This window comes from Streptomyces sp. NPDC006458 (assembly GCF_040612135.1).
Taxonomy (GTDB): Bacteria; Actinomycetota; Actinomycetes; order Streptomycetales; family Streptomycetaceae; genus Streptomyces.
Genome location: NZ_JBEXPR010000002.1, coordinates 297381 through 315895 on the forward strand (window position 1 = coordinate 297381; position 18515 = coordinate 315895).

17 protein-coding genes are annotated in these 18515 nt (G+C 70.7%); 9 read left to right on the forward strand and 8 right to left on the reverse strand.

Going from position 1 to position 18515, the window contains the following annotated elements:
- Nucleotides 1–204 precede the first annotated feature (204 nt).
- The 4 genes from ABZZ79_RS04600 to ABZZ79_RS04615 all read left to right on the forward strand — a co-directional run bounded on the left by ABZZ79_RS04600 (nucleotide 205) and on the right by ABZZ79_RS04615 (nucleotide 4929).
- Nucleotides 205–1491 carry an extracellular solute-binding protein gene (locus ABZZ79_RS04600; protein ID WP_356686406.1) on the forward strand — a complete coding sequence of 429 codons (1287 nt, stop codon included), beginning with the start codon at nucleotides 205–207 and terminating at the stop codon, nucleotides 1489–1491.
- Nucleotides 1492–1568: 77 nt separating this feature from the next.
- Nucleotides 1569–2552, forward strand: coding sequence for a sugar ABC transporter permease (locus ABZZ79_RS04605; RefSeq protein WP_356686408.1), 984 nt, complete (start codon nucleotides 1569–1571; stop codon nucleotides 2550–2552).
- Nucleotides 2549–3418, forward strand: a complete 870-nt coding sequence (locus ABZZ79_RS04610; protein WP_356686410.1) for a carbohydrate ABC transporter permease — start codon at nucleotides 2549–2551, stop codon at nucleotides 3416–3418. The genes ABZZ79_RS04605 and ABZZ79_RS04610 overlap by 4 nt, the downstream gene beginning before the upstream one ends.
- Nucleotides 3419–3426: 8 nt before the next feature.
- Nucleotides 3427–4929, forward strand: coding sequence for a glycoside hydrolase family 3 protein (locus tag ABZZ79_RS04615; RefSeq protein WP_356686412.1), 1503 nt, complete (start codon nucleotides 3427–3429; stop codon nucleotides 4927–4929).
- Between the two features lie 417 nt (nucleotides 4930–5346).
- Here the strand turns inward: ABZZ79_RS04615 and nagB are convergent, their stop codons facing one another.
- Nucleotides 5347–6132, reverse strand: coding sequence for a glucosamine-6-phosphate deaminase (gene nagB, locus ABZZ79_RS04620; protein WP_356686414.1), 786 nt, complete (start codon nucleotides 6130–6132; stop codon nucleotides 5347–5349).
- A 238-nt stretch (nucleotides 6133–6370) separates the two neighbouring features.
- Here nagB and ABZZ79_RS04625 point away from each other — a divergent pair, with 238 nt between their 5' ends.
- Together ABZZ79_RS04625 and ABZZ79_RS04630 are read left to right on the forward strand one after the other, a co-directional pair.
- The gene (locus tag ABZZ79_RS04625) at nucleotides 6371–6970 is read left to right on the forward strand and encodes a TetR/AcrR family transcriptional regulator (protein ID WP_356686416.1); all 600 of its coding nucleotides are present in this window, start codon (nucleotides 6371–6373) and stop codon (nucleotides 6968–6970) included.
- A 387-nt stretch (nucleotides 6971–7357) separates the two neighbouring features.
- A complete protein-coding gene (locus tag ABZZ79_RS04630; RefSeq protein WP_356686673.1) occupies nucleotides 7358–8824 on the forward strand; it encodes a PAS domain-containing sensor histidine kinase in 1467 nt (488 codons plus the stop codon).
- A gap of 243 nt (nucleotides 8825–9067) precedes the next feature.
- Here the strand turns inward: ABZZ79_RS04630 and ABZZ79_RS04635 are convergent, their stop codons facing one another.
- Both ABZZ79_RS04635 and ABZZ79_RS04640 read right to left on the reverse strand, forming a co-directional pair.
- Nucleotides 9068–9325 carry a WhiB family transcriptional regulator gene (locus ABZZ79_RS04635; protein ID WP_003992873.1) on the reverse strand — a complete coding sequence of 86 codons (258 nt, stop codon included), beginning with the start codon at nucleotides 9323–9325 and terminating at the stop codon, nucleotides 9068–9070.
- A 318-nt stretch (nucleotides 9326–9643) separates the two neighbouring features.
- On the reverse strand, nucleotides 9644–10612 hold the full coding sequence (locus ABZZ79_RS04640; RefSeq protein WP_356686418.1) for a diacylglycerol kinase family protein: 969 nt from the start codon (nucleotides 10610–10612) through the stop codon (nucleotides 9644–9646).
- A gap of 117 nt (nucleotides 10613–10729) precedes the next feature.
- Here ABZZ79_RS04640 and ABZZ79_RS04645 point away from each other — a divergent pair, with 117 nt between their 5' ends.
- Nucleotides 10730–11170: a hypothetical protein gene (locus ABZZ79_RS04645; protein WP_356686420.1), complete on the forward strand. Its 441-nt coding sequence runs from the start codon at nucleotides 10730–10732 to the stop codon at nucleotides 11168–11170.
- A gap of 37 nt (nucleotides 11171–11207) precedes the next feature.
- On the opposite strand, the gene ABZZ79_RS04650 is transcribed toward ABZZ79_RS04645, so the two are convergent.
- The 3 genes from ABZZ79_RS04650 to ABZZ79_RS04660 all read right to left on the reverse strand — a co-directional run bounded on the left by ABZZ79_RS04650 (nucleotide 11208) and on the right by ABZZ79_RS04660 (nucleotide 13277).
- The gene (locus tag ABZZ79_RS04650; RefSeq protein WP_356686422.1) at nucleotides 11208–12335 is read right to left on the reverse strand and encodes an RNA polymerase sigma factor SigF; all 1128 of its coding nucleotides are present in this window, start codon (nucleotides 12333–12335) and stop codon (nucleotides 11208–11210) included.
- Entirely contained in the window at nucleotides 12332–12745 is a 414-nt protein-coding gene (locus tag ABZZ79_RS04655; RefSeq protein WP_006136266.1) for an anti-sigma factor, read from the reverse strand. Before ABZZ79_RS04655 ends, ABZZ79_RS04650 begins: the two co-directional genes overlap by 4 nt.
- A 271-nt stretch (nucleotides 12746–13016) precedes the next feature.
- Nucleotides 13017–13277 (reverse strand): UBP-type zinc finger domain-containing protein, encoded by a 261-nt coding sequence (locus ABZZ79_RS04660; protein ID WP_356686424.1) that lies wholly within the window; start codon nucleotides 13275–13277, stop codon nucleotides 13017–13019.
- A gap of 58 nt (nucleotides 13278–13335) precedes the next feature.
- Here ABZZ79_RS04660 and ABZZ79_RS04665 point away from each other — a divergent pair, with 58 nt between their 5' ends.
- Nucleotides 13336–14934: a Na+/H+ antiporter gene (locus ABZZ79_RS04665; protein ID WP_356686426.1), complete on the forward strand. Its 1599-nt coding sequence runs from the start codon at nucleotides 13336–13338 to the stop codon at nucleotides 14932–14934.
- 94 nt (nucleotides 14935–15028) lie between these two features.
- On the opposite strand, the gene ABZZ79_RS04670 is transcribed toward ABZZ79_RS04665, so the two are convergent.
- On the reverse strand, nucleotides 15029–15931 hold the full coding sequence (locus ABZZ79_RS04670; RefSeq protein ID WP_356686428.1) for a pyridoxal-phosphate dependent enzyme: 903 nt from the start codon (nucleotides 15929–15931) through the stop codon (nucleotides 15029–15031).
- A gap of 203 nt (nucleotides 15932–16134) precedes the next feature.
- A complete protein-coding gene (locus ABZZ79_RS04675) occupies nucleotides 16135–16725 on the reverse strand; it encodes an N-acetylmuramoyl-L-alanine amidase (protein ID WP_356686430.1) in 591 nt (196 codons plus the stop codon).
- A 316-nt stretch (nucleotides 16726–17041) separates the two neighbouring features.
- Here ABZZ79_RS04675 and ABZZ79_RS04680 point away from each other — a divergent pair, with 316 nt between their 5' ends.
- Nucleotides 17042–18448 (forward strand): family 2B encapsulin nanocompartment shell protein, encoded by a 1407-nt coding sequence (locus ABZZ79_RS04680; protein ID WP_356686432.1) that lies wholly within the window; start codon nucleotides 17042–17044, stop codon nucleotides 18446–18448.
- Nucleotides 18449–18515: the final 67 nt, after the last annotated feature.

The following is an 18515-nucleotide window of genomic DNA, read 5'->3' on the forward strand; positions in this document are numbered from 1 at the left end:
GAAAGGTCCCTGCATATCTCGGTCCCATCACGGACGCCCAGGGGCCGCTTGAACACCCTTGACAGCCCTATTGGTCTGGGCCAAGCTCCGGGTACTGGTCTACACCATTGGTCCAGGTCCCGGCCCCACGGACGGTTCGCACGGCGTTGACGCCAATTCACCGCGGGGACGAGGGGGGTTTGTGGCATCCCTGAGGAGGGTGGCGTGAAGCGCAAGCTGGTAGCCGCGATCGGTATCGCGGGCATGATGTTCTCGGTCGCGGCGTGTGGGGACAGCGACGACAAGGGCAGCGACTCCAACAAGCCTGCCGAGGTCAAGGAACTGACCGTCTGGCTCACCGTCGACGCCCAGAACAACTGGCCCGAGCTGGTGAAGGCCGCCGACGACGCGGTCGCCGAGAAGCACCCGGGCATCAAGATCAAGCACGAGTACTACGGCTGGCCGGACAAGAACGCCAAGCTCGACGCCGTTCTCGCCACCGACAAGACCCCGGACGTTGTCGAGATGGGCAACACCGAGATGCTCGCCTACATGGTCAAGGGCGCCTTCGCCCCGGTCGACCCGGCGAAGTTCGAGCAGTCCGACGCCTGGCTGGACGGCCTCAAGGCCTCGGTCACCTACGAGGGCAAGACCTACGGCGTGCCGTACTACGCGGGCACCCGCGTCGGCAACTTCCGCAAGGACGTCTTCGGCCAGGTCGGCGTCAAGGCCGCCCCGAAGACCTACGCCGAGCTCACCGCCGCCCTGGACAAGGTCCAGAAGAAGCAGGGCGACAAGTTCAGCGCCTGGTACCAGCCCTCCCGCGACTGGTACGCGGCCATGTCCTTCGTATACGACGCCGGCGGCGCCATCGCCAAGGAGGAGGGCGGCCAGTGGAAGGCCAGCCTCTCCTCGCCCGAGTCGATCAAGGGCCTGAACGAGTTCAAGAAGGTCCTCGACACCTACATGCACGGTGACAAGACCAAGGACGAGTCCGACCGCTACATCGTGTACGGCCAGGGCAAGTCCGGCATGATCTTCGCCCCGGCCTGGGAGGGTGGCAGCGCCGCAGCCCCGGAGAACGACAAGACCGGCAAGCTCAAGGACAACGTCGAGAACTTCGTGATGCCCGGCCCGTCCGGCAAGAACCTCCCGGTCTTCCTCGGCGGCTCCGACCTCGCCGTCCCGGTGAAGTCGGACGCGCAGGAGGTCGCCGCCGAGTGGATCAACGCCCTCACCGGCGCCGCCGGCCAGAAGGGCCTGATGGGCAAGGGCAACCTGCCCAACAACAAGACCGACCTCGCCACCCTGAAGAACGACCCGGCGACGGTCGTCCCGGCCACCGCCGCCGAGTCCAACTGGTTCGTCCCGATGGCGCCCGGCTGGGGCCAGGTCGAGAAGGCCCAGGTCCTGCAGACCATGCTGCAGAGCATCGGCACCGGCAAGAAGTCGGTCGAGGCCGCCGCGAAGGACGCGGACGCCGCGATCGACAAGGTCATCAACACCAAGTGACCTGAGGCGGGGCTCCGTTGCAGGCGGAGCCCCGCCTTCTTTCCGTGAGACCTGAGGGACCCGCCAAGGAGCGCGCGATGAGTGCCGACACGACCACCCCTGCCAAGGTGCCGCCGCCGCGGCAGGCACCCCCGCCGGTCACCGCGGACCGGCCCCGCGCCAAACGGACGTACGGCCCGGCGGCCACCGCCTGGCTGCTGCTCGCGCCCTGTCTGCTGATCCTCGCCCTGGTCATGGGCTATCCACTGGTCCGGCTGGTCACCCTGTCGCTCCAGAAGTTCGGCCAGCCGCAGCTGTGGGGCTTCCAGCCCGCCGAGTCGGTGGGCTTCGAGAACTTCACCAAGGTGCTCGGCGACAGCGAGTTCTGGACCGTCGTACTGCGCACGGTCGTCTTCGCGGTCGGCGCGGTGGTCTTCACGATGGTCATCGGCATGCTGATCGCCCTGCTGCTCCAGCGGGTCTCCGGCTGGGTGAAGACCCTGATCAACATCGCGCTGGTGGCCAGCTGGGGCATGCCCGTCATCGTCGCGACCACCGTCTTCAAGTGGCTCTTCGACGCCGACTACGGCATCCTCAACGCCCTGCTGAGCAAGCTGCCGGGCGTCGACCTGATCGGCCACAACTGGTTCGCCGGCGGCCCTCAGGGCCTCGCCGTGATCATGCTGCTGGTGGTCTGGGGAGCCGTCCCCTTCGTGGTGATCACCCTCAGCGCCGGTCTCACCCAGGTCCCCAAGGAACTGGAGGAGGCCGCCCGCCTCGACGGCGCCGGCGCCTGGGGCGTCTTCCGGTTCGTCACCCTGCCCATCCTCAAGCCGATCATCGTGATGCTCGCGACCCTGTCGGTCATCTGGGACATGGGTGTCTTCCCGCAGGTCTTCGTGATGCGCAACGGCCATCCCGAGCCGGAGTTCCAGATCCTCAACACCTACTCCTACGACCGCGCCTTCGTGGTCAACGACTACGCCCAGGGCTCGGCGATCGCCGTGATCACCGTGCTGCTGCTGCTCGGTGTGGTCGCCGTGTACATGCGCCAGATGCTGAAGATCGGAGAGGTCGAATGAGCGCGACCGCTGTGAAGAGCGGCTCTGCGAAGTCCGAAGGCGGCCGCCCCGGGCGCTCCAGGCTCGGCTGGAACCTCCTCGGCCTGTTCGTCTCCGCCGTCGTCGGATTCCCCGTCTACTGGATGCTGAACACCGCGTTCAAGCCCGCCAAGGACGCCATCGACCCGGACCCGAGCCTGTTCCCCACGGGCCTGACGCTGTCCAACTTCGACCGGGCGCTCGGCATCGCCGACTTCTGGGGCCCGGTCGGCCGCAGCCTCGTCGTCTCGGTGGCCGTCGTCGTGATCGGCATCGTCATCGGACTGCTCGCAGCCCTCGCCATCTCACGCTTCGCCTTCCGCGGCCGCAAGGTCGTGATCGTCGGCATCCTCGCGGTCCAGATGGTCCCGCTGGTCGCCATGATCATCCCGGTCTTCCTGCTGCTCAACGACCTGGGCCAGTACGACAGGCTCACCGGCCTGATCATCACCTACCTGACCTTCATCCTCCCCTTCACCGTGTGGACGCTGCGCGGTTTCATCGTCAACATCCCCAAGGAGCTGGAGGAGGCCGCGATGGTCGACGGCTGCTCGCGCACCGGCGCCTTCATGCGGGTCGTCTTCCCGCTGCTGGCCCCCGGCCTGGTCGCCACCTCCGTCTACGGCTTCATCCAGGCCTGGAACGAGTACCTCTACGCCCTGATGCTGCTCAGCCAGCAGAACCAGACGGCGACCGTCTGGCTCGGCAACTTCACCACCAAGCACGGCACCGAGTACGCCCCGATGATGGCCGGCGCCACCATGATGGCCGTGCCGATCGTCGTGCTGTTCCTCCTCGTCCAGCGCAAGATGGCCGCGGGTCTGACCGCCGGCGCCGTGAAGGGATGACGCCTTCGATGACGACTTTCGCCAGCGGCACCACCGGGTCCAACTCAAAAGACGTGCTGACCCGTGACGCGCTGACGGTCCTCCAGCCCGGCTTCCCCGGCACCACCGCCCCCGACTGGCTGCTGCGCCGCCTCGGCGAGGGCCTCGCCTCGGTCGGCCTGTTCGGCCGCAACATCGCCTCGCCCGAGCAACTGGCGGCGCTCACCGCCCAGTTGCGCACCGAGCGCGACGACGTCCTGGTCGCCATCGACGAGGAGGGCGGTGACGTCACCCGCCTGGAGGTGCGCACCGGCTCCTCCTTCCCGGGCAACAACGCCCTCGGCGCGGTGGACGACGCGGACCTGACCCGCGAGGTCGCCCAGGAGCTGGGCCGCCGCCTCGCCGCGTGCGGTGTCAACTTCAACTGGGCGCCGTCCGCCGACGTCAACTCCAACGCCGAAAACCCGGTCATCGGCGTACGCTCCTTCGGCGCCGACCCGGGCCTGGTCGCCCGGCACACCGCCGCCTACGTCCAGGGCCTGCAGTCCGCCGGCGTCGCCGCCTGCACCAAGCACTTCCCCGGGCACGGCGACACCAACGTCGACTCCCACCACGCCCTGCCCCGCATCGACGCGGACCCGGCCGTGCTCGCCGAGCGCGAACTCGCCCCGTTCCGCGCGGCGATGGCCGCGGGCAGCCGAGCCGTGATGAGCGCCCACATCCTGGTCCCCGCGCTGGACACGGAGCACCCGGCGACGTTGTCCCGCCGCATCCTCACCGACCTGCTGCGCGTCGAACTCGGCTACGACGGCCTCATCGTTACCGACGGCATGGAGATGCAGGCCATCTCCTCCACCTACGGCATCGAGCGCGGCAGCGTCCTCGCCCTCGCGGCCGGCGCCGACGCCATCTGCGTGGGCGGCGGCCTCGCCGACGACGAGACCGTACGCCGGCTGCGCGACGCCCTGGTGACCGCGGTCCGCACGGGTGACCTCCCCGAGGAGCGCCTCGCCGACGCCGCCGAGCGGGTGCGCGGACTGGCCCGCTGGACGGCCGCGGCCGCGGCCGGCTCCGCCGGGTCAGCCGATCCCGAGGTCGGCCTCCGCGCCGCCCGCCGCGCCCTGCGCGTGACCGGCGCGAGCACCTTCACCCCGCTCACGCGGGCGCCCTACGTGGCCACCCTGTCGCCCGTCGCCAACATCGCGGTCGGCGACGAGACGCCGTGGGGCGTGGCGGCCGAGCTGTCGGCCCTGCTGCCCGGCACCGAGACGGACACGTACACCGGCGACGAGGCGGCCCATGCGGCGCTGAAGGCGGCGGGGGAGCGCCGGATCGTGGCGGTCGTCCGCGACGAGCACCGCCACTCGTGGATGGCGGCGGCCCTGGACGCCCTCCTGAGGGCCCGCCCCGACACGGTGGTGGTGGAGATGGGCCTCCCGCAGGCCGCGCCCCGAGGCGCCCTCCACATCGCCACCCACGGCGCCTCCCGGGTGTCGGGCCGGGCGGCGGCAGAGGTCATCGCGGGCGCGTAGCACCCCACCCGAGCCGAAAGGCGCCGGTCCCCCAGGGGAGGGAACCGGCGCCTTTCACGTACCTGAGACCGACGGCGCCTCGGCCTCCGAATGCCCCAGCCTCCGAATGCCCCAGCCTCCGAATGCCCCAGCCTCTCGACGCGCCTCGGGGAAACGCCCTCAAGGGGCGCGGGGAACTGCGCGAACACCCCCCACAACCCCGCACCCCGAAACCAAGAACAACCAGGCAGACGACCCCGCTAGCCCCCCTCACGTACCTGAGGCCGACGGCGCCTCGGCCTCCGAATACCCCAGCCTCCGAATGCCCCAGCCTCTCGACGCGCCTCGGGGAAACGCCCTCAAGGGGCGCGGGGAACTGCGCGAACACCCCCACAACCCCGCACCCCGAAACCAAGAACAACCAGGCAGACGACCCCGCTAGATCCCCTGCCAGTCCGGCTTGTGGGCATACGTATGCCGGAAGTACTCCGCGAGCTTCAGCTTCGACGCCGCAGCCTCGTCCGCCACGACAGTGGCATGCGGATGAAGCTGCAACGCGGACGCCGGACACACCGCCGCCACCGCCCCTTCCACCGTCGCCGCCACCGCATCCGCCTTGCCCTCACCCGTGGCCAGCAGCACCAGATGCCGCGCCTCCAGGATCGTCCCGATCCCCTGGGTGATCACATGGTGCGGCACCTGTGCGATGTCCCCGTCGAAGAACCGCGCGTTGTCGACCCGGGTCTGCTCGGTGAGCGTCTTGATCCGTGTACGGGAGGCCAGCGAGGAGCACGGCTCGTTGAAGCCGATGTGCCCGTCCGTGCCGATCCCGAGCAGCTGGAGGTTCACCCCGCCCGCCTCGGCGAGAGCCACGTCGTACGCCTCGCACGCGGCCTGTACGTCCCGCGCGGTGCCGTCGGGGCCCATGAAGGCGTCCATGGAGACACCGAGCGGCTCCAGGACCTCGCGGCGCAGCACGGAGCGGTAGGACTCGGGGTGCTCGGCGGGCAGCCCCACGTACTCGTCGAGCTGGGCGATCCTCGCCCGGGAGGCGTCCACGGCGCCGGAGCGCACCTTGGCCGTCAGTGCCTGGTAGATGGGCAGCGGGGTCGAGCCGGTCGCCACGCCGAGCAGGGCGTCGGGCTTGCGACGCAGCAACTGGGCCATGGCCTCGGCTATCAGTTCGCCGCCGGCCTCGGCATCCGGAACGATGACAACTTCCACGCTGGGCCTGCCGTTCTGGAGAGGGGACTCGAAGGCACCCGGAGGGGGCGTGTGGTTTAGACCAATCTAACAGAGCGGGCCCCTTCGGGCGGCCCGCTCGGGGCCCTCCGGGCGCTCCCTCTCCCATGGAAGACCCCGCGGCGCGGACGCACACCCCGGCGCCCCGCCGAGACCCTCGGCGGGGGCCACCCCGCCGGGCCTCCGGTATTTCTCTAGTCCACGCTATAAAATCGATTCCATGGTGAACACGAGGCCGCGCGGCCGCCCGCGGTCCTTCGACCGCGAGACGGCGCTGGAGAAGGCGATCATGGCCTTCTGGGAGCACGGCTACGAGGCCACCACCGTCTCCGACCTCACTCGCGTCATGGGCATCGGCACCCCCAGCCTGTACGCCGCCTTCGGCGACAAACGGGCGCTGTTCGCCGAGGTCGTCCGGGAGTACGACCTGCGCTACGCCTCCTTCGCCGAGCGCGCCCTGGCCGAGGAGCCCACGGCCCGCGCGGCCGTGCGACGCGTCCTGTGCGAGGCCGCCATCGCGTACACCACCCCCGGCCGCCCGCCCGGCTGCCTCGTCGTCCACGCGGCGACCAACTGCTCGACCCCCGAGGTGGAGGCGTCCCTGCGTGATCGGCGCAACGCCGGCATCGCGGCGTTCGAGCGCCGTATCGCGGCGGACGTCATGGCGGGGGAGCTGCCCGCGGGCACCGGCGCCGCCGTGCTGGCCCGGCACACCGGCGCGATGATCCAGGGCATGTCCCAGCAGGCGCGCGACGGCGCGAGTCGGCAGGAACTGGAGGCGCTCGCCGAAATTGCCATGGACATCTGGCCCCGTACCTGACGCGCGCGGGTTAGGCTTCCGCGGACAACAAAACGAGTTCCGCCGCATGGACACACCGAATGGTCTAGTCCACAATGCTGTAGGGAACCACGCAACACCGCGACAAAACAAGCCTCCGTCTTCCCCGCACAGGAGGACGGAACGAGGAACCGGGCTCTCTGCCCTGACTGCCCCGGGTCCTCACCTTCGGCCGACGGGACCGCACACCCCCCGGCCGTTCTGCTCCGGGCTGCGGTGCCGGGAGGGTTGAGGGTCCCTCCCAGGCGCCGCGGCCCGCGGGTGTTTTCAGGGGCCGTACGGGCCCGCCGGCCCCGCCGCCGAAGCCCCCGCACCGCAATGCGTTTCAGTGCCGTACAGACCCCCAGGTACGCTCCAAGCGTGCCCTCCATGAACGAACTGGTCCGCCAGCACACCGCCCTCGACGACTCCGACCTCGAGTGGCTCCATCTGCTGGTCTCGGAGTGGCAGCTGCTCTCCGACCTGTCCTTCGCCGACCTGGTCCTGTGGGTCCCCACCCGTGACGGCACCCGCTATGTCTCCGTCGCCCAGATGCGGCCCAACACCGGCCCCACCTCCTACCAGGACGACATGGTCGGCCACCTCGTCCCGCGCGGCCGCCGCCCGCTGCTGGACGCCGCCCTCGACGAGGGCCGGATCGTGCGCGAGGGCGACCCCGAGTGGCGCGAGGAGGTCCCCGTACGGGTGGAGTCGATCCCCGTACGACGCGACGGGCGCGTGCTCGGCGTCATCGCCCGCAACACCAACCTGCTCACCGTGCGCACCCCGAGCCGGCTGGAGCTGACCTACCTCCAGTCCGCCTCCGACCTCGCGCAGATGATCGCGGCCGGTTCGTTCCCGTTCCCCGACCAGCAGGTCGACATGGACGCCTCGCCCCGCGTGGGCGACGGTCTGATCCGGCTGGACGCCGACGGCGTCGTCCAGTACGCCTCCCCGAACGCCCTGTCCGCCTACCACCGGCTCGGCCTCGCCTCCGACCTGGTCGGCCAGCACCTCGGGCAGACCACCGCCGAACTCGCCCCGTCCCGGGGCCCCGTGGACGAGGCGCTCGCCAAGGTGGCCAGCGGCTGGGCGCCGCGCGAGTTCGAGATCGAGACCAGCGACGGCGTCATCCAGCTCCGGGCCATCCCGCTCAAACCCAAGGGCACCCGCATCGGCTCCCTCGTCCTGCTCCGGGACGTCACCGAACTGCGCCGCCGCGAACGCGAGTTGATCACCAAGGACGCCACCATCCGGGAGATCCACCACCGGGTGAAGAACAACCTCCAGACGGTCGCCGCGCTGCTGCGCCTCCAGGCCCGGCGCATCGAGTCCGAGCGGGGCCGCGCCGCCCTGGAGGAGGCGGTCCGCCGGGTCGGCTCGATCGCGATCGTCCACGAGACGCTGTCCCAGAATCTGGACGAGCGCGTGGAGTTCGACGAGATCGCCGACCGGGTCCTGGCGATGGTCGCCGAGATCTCGCCCGGCAAGGTCACCGGCCGGCGCACCGGCCGCTTCGGCATCCTCGACGCCGAGGTGGCCACCCCGCTGTCGATGGTCCTGACCGAGGTTCTGCAGAACGCCCTCGAACACGGCTTCCGCGAGGGCGACACCGGCACGGTCGAGGTGTCGGCCGTCCGAGGCGGGACGACGAAGGACGCCCGGCTGCTGGTCACCGTCCAGGACGACGGCATCGGCCTGCCGCCCGGCTTCGACGCCCGCACCGCCGGGAACCTCGGCCTGCAGATCGTACGGACGCTGGTGGAAGGCGAGTTGGGCGGCAGCTTCGACATGGTCCCGGCGCCGGAGGGCGGCTGCCAGGTGCTCCTCGACATCCCGGTGCGGGCGCAGAAGTAACCGGGCACACAGGCGGTCGCGGAAGTCGCCCGGCTGCGGCGGTGACCGGCAGCGGCACGGAAGTGCCCGGCCGCGGAGACAACCGGCCGGGCACAGCAAAGAGCCCCGGACCATTCGATGGTCCGAGGCTCGTGCTCGTTGCTGATGCGCATCGGGGGTACTGCGCGCTGCGTGCTCGGGGGCGGGAGTTGCGTACTCGCTGTACGCGCCGCCAAGCTCAGGCTGTCAGCGGGGTGGGTTGTGTCAGGCGGAGGCCTGACGAGCCCGGTTGCGGGCGGCGCGGCGCTTCATTGCGCGGCGCTCGTCCTCGCTGAGACCACCCCAGACGCCGGAGTCCTGACCGGACTCGAGCGCCCACTGCAGACACTGCTCGATCACCGGGCAGCGACGGCAGACGGCCTTGGCTTCCTCGATCTGCAGCAGCGCAGGACCGGTGTTGCCGATGGGGAAGAAGAGCTCGGGGTCTTCCTCGCGGCAAACGGCGTTGTGACGCCAGTCCATGGCTGCTACCTCTCCTTGGTATTACATGCAGGTTGCTTGTGAATGTGAACGCTTTCACGAATCCCTCAACAAGGGAAGGGCCGACCGCCAGGTTCACTGGCGTGGTCCTTGGTTTTGAGAGGGGTTCCGGTGATCTGTGCCAGCCGGTGTTGCGGGCCGTCCCGATCGCCACGTAGAGACTCGCAAACCTCAGCGGCGGATACAACCCCTTCCGGAAAGTTTTTTTTGATTCCTCGGTGTCGACTAGGTCACAGCCGTACTTCCATGGGGTGGATCCTGGCCTAAACGTTCGAGTGAAAGGACTTTGGCGTCTTCTGCTCACACAATCACACGCAGTGCACGGCGTACGCCTGTGAACGTCACGCTCTTACGTAGCCCGAGGTGGTCACCGTCCATCTGCAGGGGGAGGGGGACCTTCGAATGCAAGGTGAACTCACTCAGATCGTGCAGCGAGACGGCGTGCTTCCCATGGGGTCCGCGCTCGGGGGACGAAGTGAGCAACTGTGTGGCATACCGGGCAACCGAGGGCGTCGACAGACGGCTGAGACCGAGTACATCGAGCCCCGTGTCGAACGAGGCCCGAGGGGACGCGTACACCGGGCGATTGCCCAGATACGTCCACGGGGCGGTGTTGCAGACTATGGACAGCACCAGCTCGGTCACCGGTTCCAGACCCGGCGCCTCCAGCGTGATCGTGCCGTGTCTGCGGTGCGGCTCACCCAGGAACTGACGCAGAGCCTGGCGGACGTAGAGCGCGTGCGTCGACTTCCTGCCCCGCTCACGGTGCTGCTCGACCCGGCCGACCACGCCCGCGTCGAAGCCGAGGCCCGCGTTGAAGGTGAACCAGCGGGCCGGCACCGCCTCGTCGTCCGTGCCCGGCGTGCCCGAGGTCAGCCCCAGCCCGACCGTGCGCTCACTGCCCTCGCGCAGGGCGTCGAGCAGGGCGCCGGTGGCCTCGACCGCGTCGTTGGGCAGACCCAGCGCGCGGGCGAAGACATTGGTGGAACCGCCGGGGACCACGGCGAGACCGGGCAGGCGCTCCGGGTCGGGGCCGGCGTGCAGCAGACCGTTGACGACCTCGTTGACCGTGCCGTCGCCGCCGAGCGCCACCACCAGGTCGATCTCGCCGCTCTCCGCCGCCTGCCGGCCCAGGTCGCGTGCGTGCCCGCGGTACTCGGTGGTGACCGCTTCCAGCTTCATCTCGCTGGCGAGCGCGTGAATGAGTACATCGCGCGTTCGTGCGCTCGTAGTGGTTGCCGCCGGATTGACCACGAGAAGTGCACGCATGCGTTGCACACTACCTACTGGGTGGTACTGATCCCAGACGGAAGCGTGGATCAGATAAGACAAACGGGCGTGAACCTCGACACGGGGGGCCGTGGAACCGGCGGCTACCCTTCAGAGGTGACCAGTGAAGAGACCCCCACCACCGCCGACGTCACCGGCCCGCGCCCGCGGCGACTGACGTACGCCGCCGTCCTCGCCGCGCTGGAAGGGGTCGCGCTGGTGGCAGGCGCGGGCCTGATGCTCGTGCTCGGACTGACCGGCGACCCCGACGACCGGGGCCAGGCCGTCACCGGCGGGATCACGCTGCTGGTGATCGCGCTGCTGCCGCTGCTCGCCGCCCGCGGGCTGCTCGCCCGGCGCTCCTGGAGCCGGGGGCCCGCGATCTTCACCCAGATCATGGCCCTGCCGGTGGCCTACACCCTGCTCCAGGCGGACAGCATGGCCATCCCGGCCGGCGCCGTCCTCGCGGTCGTCGCCGTGACGTCCCTGGTCCTGCTGCTGTCGCCCGAGACGCGTGACGCGCTGGGCATCCGCGGGCCGGGGCGCGCGCAGCGGTGACGCCACGGGGGCCGCGGCGCAGCCCCCGTCGCCTCTCCTACTCCTCCACCAGCAGCTTCTCCCGCAGCTGAGCCAGCGTGCGGGCCAGCAGACGCGAGACGTGCATCTGCGAGATGCCGACCTCCTGCGCGATCTGCGACTGGGTCATGTTGCCGAAGAAGCGCAGCAGCAGGATCCGCTTCTCGCGGGGCGGCAGATCCTCCAGCAGCGGCTTGAGGGACTCGCGGTACTCGACGCCCTCCAGCGCCTCGTCCTCCGCGCCAAGGGTGTCCGCGACCGCGGGGGACTCGTCGTCGGTGTCGGGGACGTCCAGGGACAGCGTGGAGTACGCGTTGGCGGACTCCAGGCCCTCCAGGACCTCCTCCTCCGAGATCGCCAGCTTCTCGGCCAGCTCGTGCACCGTCGGGGAGCGGCCGTGCTGCTGGGACAGCTCGGCGGTGGCCGTGGTCAGCGCCAGCCGCAGCTCCTGGAGCCTGCGCGGCACGCGGACCGCCCAGCCCTTGTCGCGGAAGTGCCGCTTGATCTCGCCGACCACCGTCGGGGTGGCGTACGTCGAGAACTCCACGCCGCGGTCCGGGTCGAACCGGTCGACCGACTTGATCAGGCCGATGGTGGCGACCTGCGTCAGGTCGTCGAGGGGCTCGCCGCGGTTGCGGAAGCGGCGCGCGAGGTGCTCGACGAGCGGCAGGTGCATGCGCACCAGCTGATTGCGCAGCTCCGCGTACTCGGGGCTGCCGTCCTTCAGCTCGCGCAGTTCCAGGAACAGCGCGCGCGCCCCGCTGCGGTCCTGCGGGTCGTGGTGCGTGCCCTGCCCGCCCACCGCGCCGTCCTCGGAATTTCGCTCGTGCTCGCTCATCGTCCCGCCCGTCGCCCTTCGCCGAGCCCTCGCCCCCCGGACCGGGCGGACCCCGTCGTGCCCTGCCTCGGGCGCACCCTGGCCCGCCCCCGCGTCCTGGCCGCCGGTGGCCGGGGGGAGGTCCTCCGGATGCGGCCGGGCCTGCTCGGGGATGCCGTCGATGCCGTCAGCCATGCGCCGCGAGCCGTCCGGACCGGCCTGTGCCAGGCCCCCGGCCCCGGTCGGGGAAGGGGTGGCGGCCCCGTCCTCGGCCCGCAGCTCCCGTGTGCCGCGCTCTTCGTCCCGCACCGGCCCGTCCCCGTCCTTCACGCCGGCCCGGGTCCCGCGCCGCGCTGTTTGTAGAGGCTGATCGAAACGGTCCTGTCCTCGTCCACCGCGGAGGAGACCTTGCCCGCGAGGGCCGACAGGACGGTCCAGGCGAACGTGTCCCGTGACGGGGCGTGGCCGTCCGTGGTCGGAGCGGAGACCGTGACCTCCAGCGAGTCGTCGACGAGCCGGAAGACGCAACTGAGCACCGAGCCCGGCACGGCCTGCTGGAGCAGGATCGCGCAGGCCTCGTCCACCGCGATGCGCAGGTCCTCGATCTCGTCCAGGGTGAAGTCCAAACGGGCCGCGAGGCCGGCCGTGGCCGTCCGCAGCACCGACAGGTAGGCACCCGCGGCCGGCAGCCGGACTTCCACGAAGTCCTGGGTAGCGGGCTCGCCTGCGATCTGGGACACCCTCACCTCCAAGGTGGTACAAGCTGTTCGGAGCCGAGGGTCGCCCCCCGGGGTAACGCGAAGTGTGGTACAGCCGTGACGCTATCGCGCTCTCGGCCGTGCTGTCCCCGGGACCCCAACCCCCTGGCGTCACTCACAGTAAACCTGCGGATACGCTCCGTGTCTAGAGGTTCTGCGGGCCCAAAAGGGAAGAGCGCGCGCCGGGTTGACGTACCCAGACGTCAGAGAGTCGAACCGTCCAGCTCCAGGGTCACACGACAGCCGTTCCTGGTCACACGAGTACGTGATCCACGAAGCACCACCGCCAGTCCTCGCCCGGCTCGAAGGTACGCATCACGGGGTGCCCCGACTCCCTGTGGTGTCCGGTCGCGTGCCGGCCCTGGGAGGAGTCGCAGCAGCCGACATGGCCGCAGGTGAGACACAGCCGCAGCTGCACCGGGTGGGTTCCGGCCACCCGGCACTCCGGACAGGTGTCCGTCAGCGGGCCCGGCTCCGGGTGCGGCAGCGCGTCGGCATGCGTGCACTGTTTCATGATTGCCAGGTTACGACGGGCCTGCGCGTGACGGCGCGGAAAAACGAGGGCGGGAACCATGGACGTGATGCCACTGCTGTTGCTGGTGGCGGGAAGCGCGGCGGTGGCGGGCGCCGCGCGCCGCGGCCCCGTGCCCGCGCCGCTGCTGCTGGTGGCGGCCGGACTGGCCCTGTCGTACGTGCCCGGCATCCCCGACTACCACCTGGAACCGGAGATCGTCCTGCCGCTGGTGCTGCCGCCGCTGCTGTACACCGCGGCCGTCGACAGCTCCTACCTCGATCTGCGCGCGCAGGTACGGCCCGTGGCGCTGCTGTCGGTGGGCTACGTGCTCTTCGCGACCTTCGTGGTCGGATGGGCGGCGTACATGCTCATCCCCGACCTGCCGCTGACCGCGGCCCTGGTGCTGGGCGCGGTGGTCGCGCCGCCGGACGCCGTCGCGGCCACCGCCGTCGCCCGCCGGGTGGGCCTGCCCTCGCGGATCACCACGATCCTCCAGGGCGAGTCCCTGGTGAACGACGCCACCGCGATCACCGCCTACCGCGTGGCCGTCGCGGCCGCCGTGGGCGAGGGGGCGAGCTGGGCCGGCGGCATCGTGGAGTTCCTGGTCGCCGCGATCGGCGGCGTCGGGATCGGTCTCGTCCTCATGGCCCCCCTGCACTGGCTGCGCACCCACCTGCACGAGGCGCTCCTGCAGAACACCCTGTCGCTGCTCATCCCGTTCGTCGCCTACGGCGTCGCCGAGCAGTTCGAGGCCTCCGGGGTCCTCGCCGTGGTGGTCGTCGCGCTCTACCTCGGACACCGCGCCTGGGAGGTCGACTTCGCCACCCGCCTCCAGGAGGAGGCCGTGTGGAAGATGGTCGCCTTCGTCCTGGAGTCCTCGGTGTTCGCGCTCATCGGCCTGCAGCTGCCGGTGGTCCTGCGGGAGCTCGGGGAGTACGAGGGGATCGACGCGGCCTGGTACGCGGTCGCGGTCTTCGTCGCCGTGGTCGTGGCCCGCTTCGTGTGGGTGTACCCGGCGACGTTCCTGCCCCGGATATTCTCGGCGCGCATCCGTGAGCGGGAGGCCAATCCCACCTGGAAGGGCGCGTTCGTCATCTCCTGGGCCGGTATGCGCGGCGTGGTGTCGCTGGCCATCGCCTTCTCCATCCCGGTGACCCTGCACGACAGCGACGAGCCCTTCCCCGGCCGCAATCTGATCCTCTTCCTCACCTTCACGACCGTCATCGGCACCCTGGTCCTGCAGGGCCTCACCCTGCCCCCGCTGATCCGCGTCCTGAAGCTGCCCGGCCGCGACCAGCAGGCCGAGACGCTCGCCGAGGCCAATGCCCAGGCGCAGGCCTCCCGGGCCGCCGAGCAGCGGCTGGACGAACTCCTCACCGACGAGCGCAACGCCCTTCCGGGACCGCTGGCCGACCGGCTGCGCACGGTCCTGGAGCGCCGTCGCAACTCCGTCTGGGAGCGCCTCGGCCAGGCCAACCCGGTTACCGGCGAGACCGTGGACGACACCTACCGGCGGCTGTCGCGCGAGATGATCGGCGCCGAGCGCGAGGTCTTCGTCAGACTGCGCGACCTGCGCTACATCGACGACGAGATGCTCCGCATCCTGCTGCGCAGACTCGACCTGGAGGAGGCGGCGGCGTACCGGGAGACCACATGAACCTTCCGGGAAAGGTGAACCGTCCGGGGAGCGTGAGCCCTCCGGGCAGCGGCTCGCCCCGGCGGGACGGGCGGTCTCAGGCGAACGGCCGGCCTCAGGCGAACGGCCGACCCGTGATCACCGCCGCGAGGGTCGTCCCGCGCGGGAAGGCGCCCTCCTCGGTGAGGGTCAGCAGTCCATAGAGCAACTTGGCGACATACAGACGCTCCACGGCCGGCCCGTGCCGGTCCTCGAAGTCCTCCGCGAAGGCGTGCAGTTCCGGCGTCGTACGGGCGTAGCCGCCGAAGTGGAACCGGTCGGCGAGCGACCAGTCGCCGCGCTCCTCGCCGAAGGCCCTCCGTTGGAGGGACCGTATGTCGTCCCTCAGGAAGCCGCCCTTGAGCACCGGCACGCCGAGGGCCCGCTGGCCGGGGGCCAGGCCCGCCGCCAGGCCCGCCAGGGTGCCGCCCGTGCCGCAGGCGACGGCGACCACGTCGGCGCGGCCGCGCAGCTCCTCCCCGAGGGCCGCGCAGCCGCGCACCGCGGCCGCGTTGCTGCCGCCCTCCGGCACGACGTACGCCTCCTCGGCGTGCGCCGCGCGCAGAAGCTCCGCGAGCGTGCCGGGGTCGTCCTTGCGGCGATAAGTCGTCCTGTCGACGAAGTGCAGCCGCATGCCGTCGGCCGCGCACCGGGCCAGCGACGGGTTGAGCGGCCGGCCGGCCAGCTCGTCGCCGCGCACGACGCCGACCGTGTCCAGCCCGAGCAGCCGCCCCGCCGCGGCGGTGGCCCGCAGATGGTTGGAGTACGCCCCGCCGAAGGTGACCACCGGGCGGCCCGCCGCCGCGTCGAGATTCGGCGCGAGCTTGCGCCACTTGTTCCCGATCAGCTCCGGGTGGATCAGGTCGTCCCGCTTGAGCAGCAGCCGCACACCGTGCGCCGCGAAGCGCGCGTCGGCCGCCTCGCTCAGCGGCGAGGGCAGCCGGGGGCGCAGCGCGGCGGAGGCGTCGGAGCTGGTCACGGCCCCATTGTCGAACAAGGGGCGGGTCGGCGGTGTCCCTAGTGCCCCGGCAGGCAGCGTTTGCCCGTCAAGGAGCGGCGTCCGGCGCGTGCTCTCGGTGTGCCGGGTGCAGGCCCTCGTACTGGATGTACTTGGGTCTGTGCCCGGTGCGGCGAGAGGGCGTGCCGGGCGTCGCGACGGGGCGAACGTTGCCTGTCGGGGCACTAGGTGAGGCGTTCGCGGATGCGCTGTCGCATCCGGTCCATGGTGAAGCCGCGGGGGTCGATCTTGCCGGGCTGCCACTCCAGGTGCCCGATCACCGAGCGCTCGGTCCAGCCGTGGTGGCGGCAGATCGCGGCGGCGGCCCGCTCCACGGCGGACAGCTGGGCCTCGGGCCAGGGATCCTCGCCGTCGCCGAGGTTCTCGCACTCGAAGCCGTAGAAGTGCCGGTTGCCGTCCGTGTTGGCCTCGTTGTCCGGTGGCAGCGCCCGCTCGGCGATCACCGCGCGCAGGACGTCGTCGTCCCCGGCGCCGGCGTGGTTGGCGCGGCCGTGGCCGACGAGGTGGACCCGGCCGTCCTTGGTGATGACGCCGTGGCACAGCGGGCCGGGCAGACCCGGATAGCCGTCCCGGCACAGTTCGACGGTCCGTTCGGCGCCGCGGGTCACCGTGTGGTGGATCATCACGCCGTGGACCGGCCCCCAGGGGCCCTTGTGGTTGCGGTTGTGGTGCCTCCAGTCGCCGACCTCGACGACCGCGAGGCCCTCGTCGCGCAGCGCGTCCAGCAGTCTGTCCGCGGACATGGGTGGGGCCATGACCGCTCCTTTCACGCCGATGCCGTGATGCGGCCGTGCGCGGCCGCCGTCCACTCCGGCGTATTGCCGTCCGCGTGCCGCCCGAACCGGAGAGCCGCCCAGCGGGCGCATGGATTCGGACAGTTGGGCTCCGCTCGGGCGGGGCGCGCGTCGGCACCGGGGCGTGAGCGGAGACCAAGTGTGCCCAGAAGCGCGGCGGTTAATTCCCGCTCTTTCGTGTAATAGCACGGACACACTGAGTGATGGAAGGCTTCTCGCGGAGACCGGTGCCCCACCGCGCAACGCTGTCGGGGTATTACCTGAAGGGCAGTTCTTTATGTCGGTAGGCGAAGAGGTCCGCACGGAGCAGGACGAGCCGCAGCAGAGTCTCGGCACCGCGGCCGCGCGGAACCTGGCCACCACCACCAAGTCCGTCCCGCAGATGCAGGAGATCAGCTCACGCTGGCTGCTGCGCAGTCTGCCGTGGGTGGACGTCCAGGGCGGCACGTACCGGGTCAACCGGCGGCTCACCTATGCCATCGGAGACGGGCGTGTCACCTTTGTGAAGACCGGCGACCGGGTCGAGGTCATCCCGACGGAGCTGGGCGAGCTGCCGGCTCTGCGGACCTACGAGGACCTGGAGGTCCTCGGGGAACTGGCCTCGCGATGCCGTCAGCGGGAGTACGCGGCCGGTGAGGTGATCGCCTCGTTCGGCAGTCCGACGGACGAGGTCTACCTCCTGGCGCACGGCCGCGCCGAGAAGATCGGCGAGGGCCCCTACGGCGACGACGCGGTGCTCGGCGTCCTCGCCGACGGCGCCTACTTCGGCGATGCCGCCCTGCTGCACGGCGACGCCATCTGGGAGCACACCGTCCGCGCGGTCACCTCCTGCACCGTGCTGATCCTGGCCCGCCAGGACGTCGAGCAGGTCGCCGAGCGCGCGGAGACCCTGCGCGAGCACTTCCAGGAGCAGCAGGCGATCCCGGAGCAGTCGACCAACAAGTACGGCGAGAAGGCCGTCGACCTCGCCGCCGGCCACTCCGGCGAGCCGGACATCCCGCACACCTTCGTCGACTACGAGGCCCGTCCGCGCGAGTACGAGCTGAGCATCGCCCAGACCGTGCTGCGCATCCACTCGCGCGTGGCCGACCTGTACAACCAGCCGATGAACCAGACCGAGCAGCAGCTGCGGCTCACGGTCGAGGCGCTCAAGGAGCGCCAGGAGCACGAGCTGGTCAACAACCCCGACTTCGGGCTGCTGACCAACTGCGAGTACGACCAGCGGATCCAGCCGCACGACGGCGTGCCCGGCCCGGACGACATGGACGAGCTGCTCAGCAGGCGGCGCGGGACCAAGCTGTTCCTCGCCCACCCGCGCGCGATCGCCGCGTTCGGCCGTGAGCTCAACAGGCGCGGTCTGGTGCCGGAGACCATCGACGTCGGCGGCAACCGCATCCCGACCTGGCGCGGTGTGCCGATCTACCCGTGCAACAAGATCCCGGTCACCGCGGCCCGCACCACCTCGATCATCGCCATGCGTACCGGCGAACAGGACCAGGGCGTGATCGGCCTGCGCCAGTCCGGCATCCCGGACGAGATCGAGCCGAGCCTGTCCGTGCGGTTCATGGGCATCAACGAACAGGCGATCATCAAGTACCTCGTGACGGCCTACTACTCGGCCGCGGTCCTCGTCCCGGACGCCCTCGGCGTGCTGGAGAACGTCGAGATCGGCCGCTGGCGGTGACCCCACCCGCGCTGTGCGCCCGCCCCTCGGGGCGGGCCCACCCGGGGCCCGGCAGGGGGCGCGCGTG

What these genes read in the sequence shown, in the direction of transcription:
- ABZZ79_RS04660 (WP_356686424.1), bottom strand. Translation starts at nt 13,277, where the DNA reads ATGAAACAGTGCACGCATGCCGACGCGCTGCCGCACCCGGAGCCGGGC.
- ABZZ79_RS04610 (WP_356686410.1), top strand. Translation starts at nt 2,549, where the DNA reads ATGAGCGCGACCGCTGTGAAGAGCGGCTCTGCGAAGTCCGAAGGCGGC.
- ABZZ79_RS04680 (WP_356686432.1), top strand. Translation starts at nt 17,042, where the DNA reads ATGTCGGTAGGCGAAGAGGTCCGCACGGAGCAGGACGAGCCGCAGCAG.
- ABZZ79_RS04605 (WP_356686408.1), top strand. Translation starts at nt 1,569, where the DNA reads ATGAGTGCCGACACGACCACCCCTGCCAAGGTGCCGCCGCCGCGGCAG.
- ABZZ79_RS04640 (WP_356686418.1), bottom strand. Translation starts at nt 10,612, where the DNA reads ATGCGTGCACTTCTCGTGGTCAATCCGGCGGCAACCACTACGAGCGCA.
- ABZZ79_RS04665 (WP_356686426.1), top strand. Translation starts at nt 13,336, where the DNA reads ATGGACGTGATGCCACTGCTGTTGCTGGTGGCGGGAAGCGCGGCGGTG.
- ABZZ79_RS04635 (WP_003992873.1), bottom strand. Translation starts at nt 9,325, where the DNA reads ATGGACTGGCGTCACAACGCCGTTTGCCGCGAGGAAGACCCCGAGCTC.
- ABZZ79_RS04625 (WP_356686416.1), top strand. Translation starts at nt 6,371, where the DNA reads ATGGTGAACACGAGGCCGCGCGGCCGCCCGCGGTCCTTCGACCGCGAG.
- ABZZ79_RS04675 (WP_356686430.1), bottom strand. Translation starts at nt 16,725, where the DNA reads ATGGCCCCACCCATGTCCGCGGACAGACTGCTGGACGCGCTGCGCGAC.
- ABZZ79_RS04615 (WP_356686412.1), top strand. Translation starts at nt 3,427, where the DNA reads ATGACGACTTTCGCCAGCGGCACCACCGGGTCCAACTCAAAAGACGTG.
- ABZZ79_RS04630 (WP_356686673.1), top strand. Translation starts at nt 7,358, where the DNA reads ATGAACGAACTGGTCCGCCAGCACACCGCCCTCGACGACTCCGACCTC.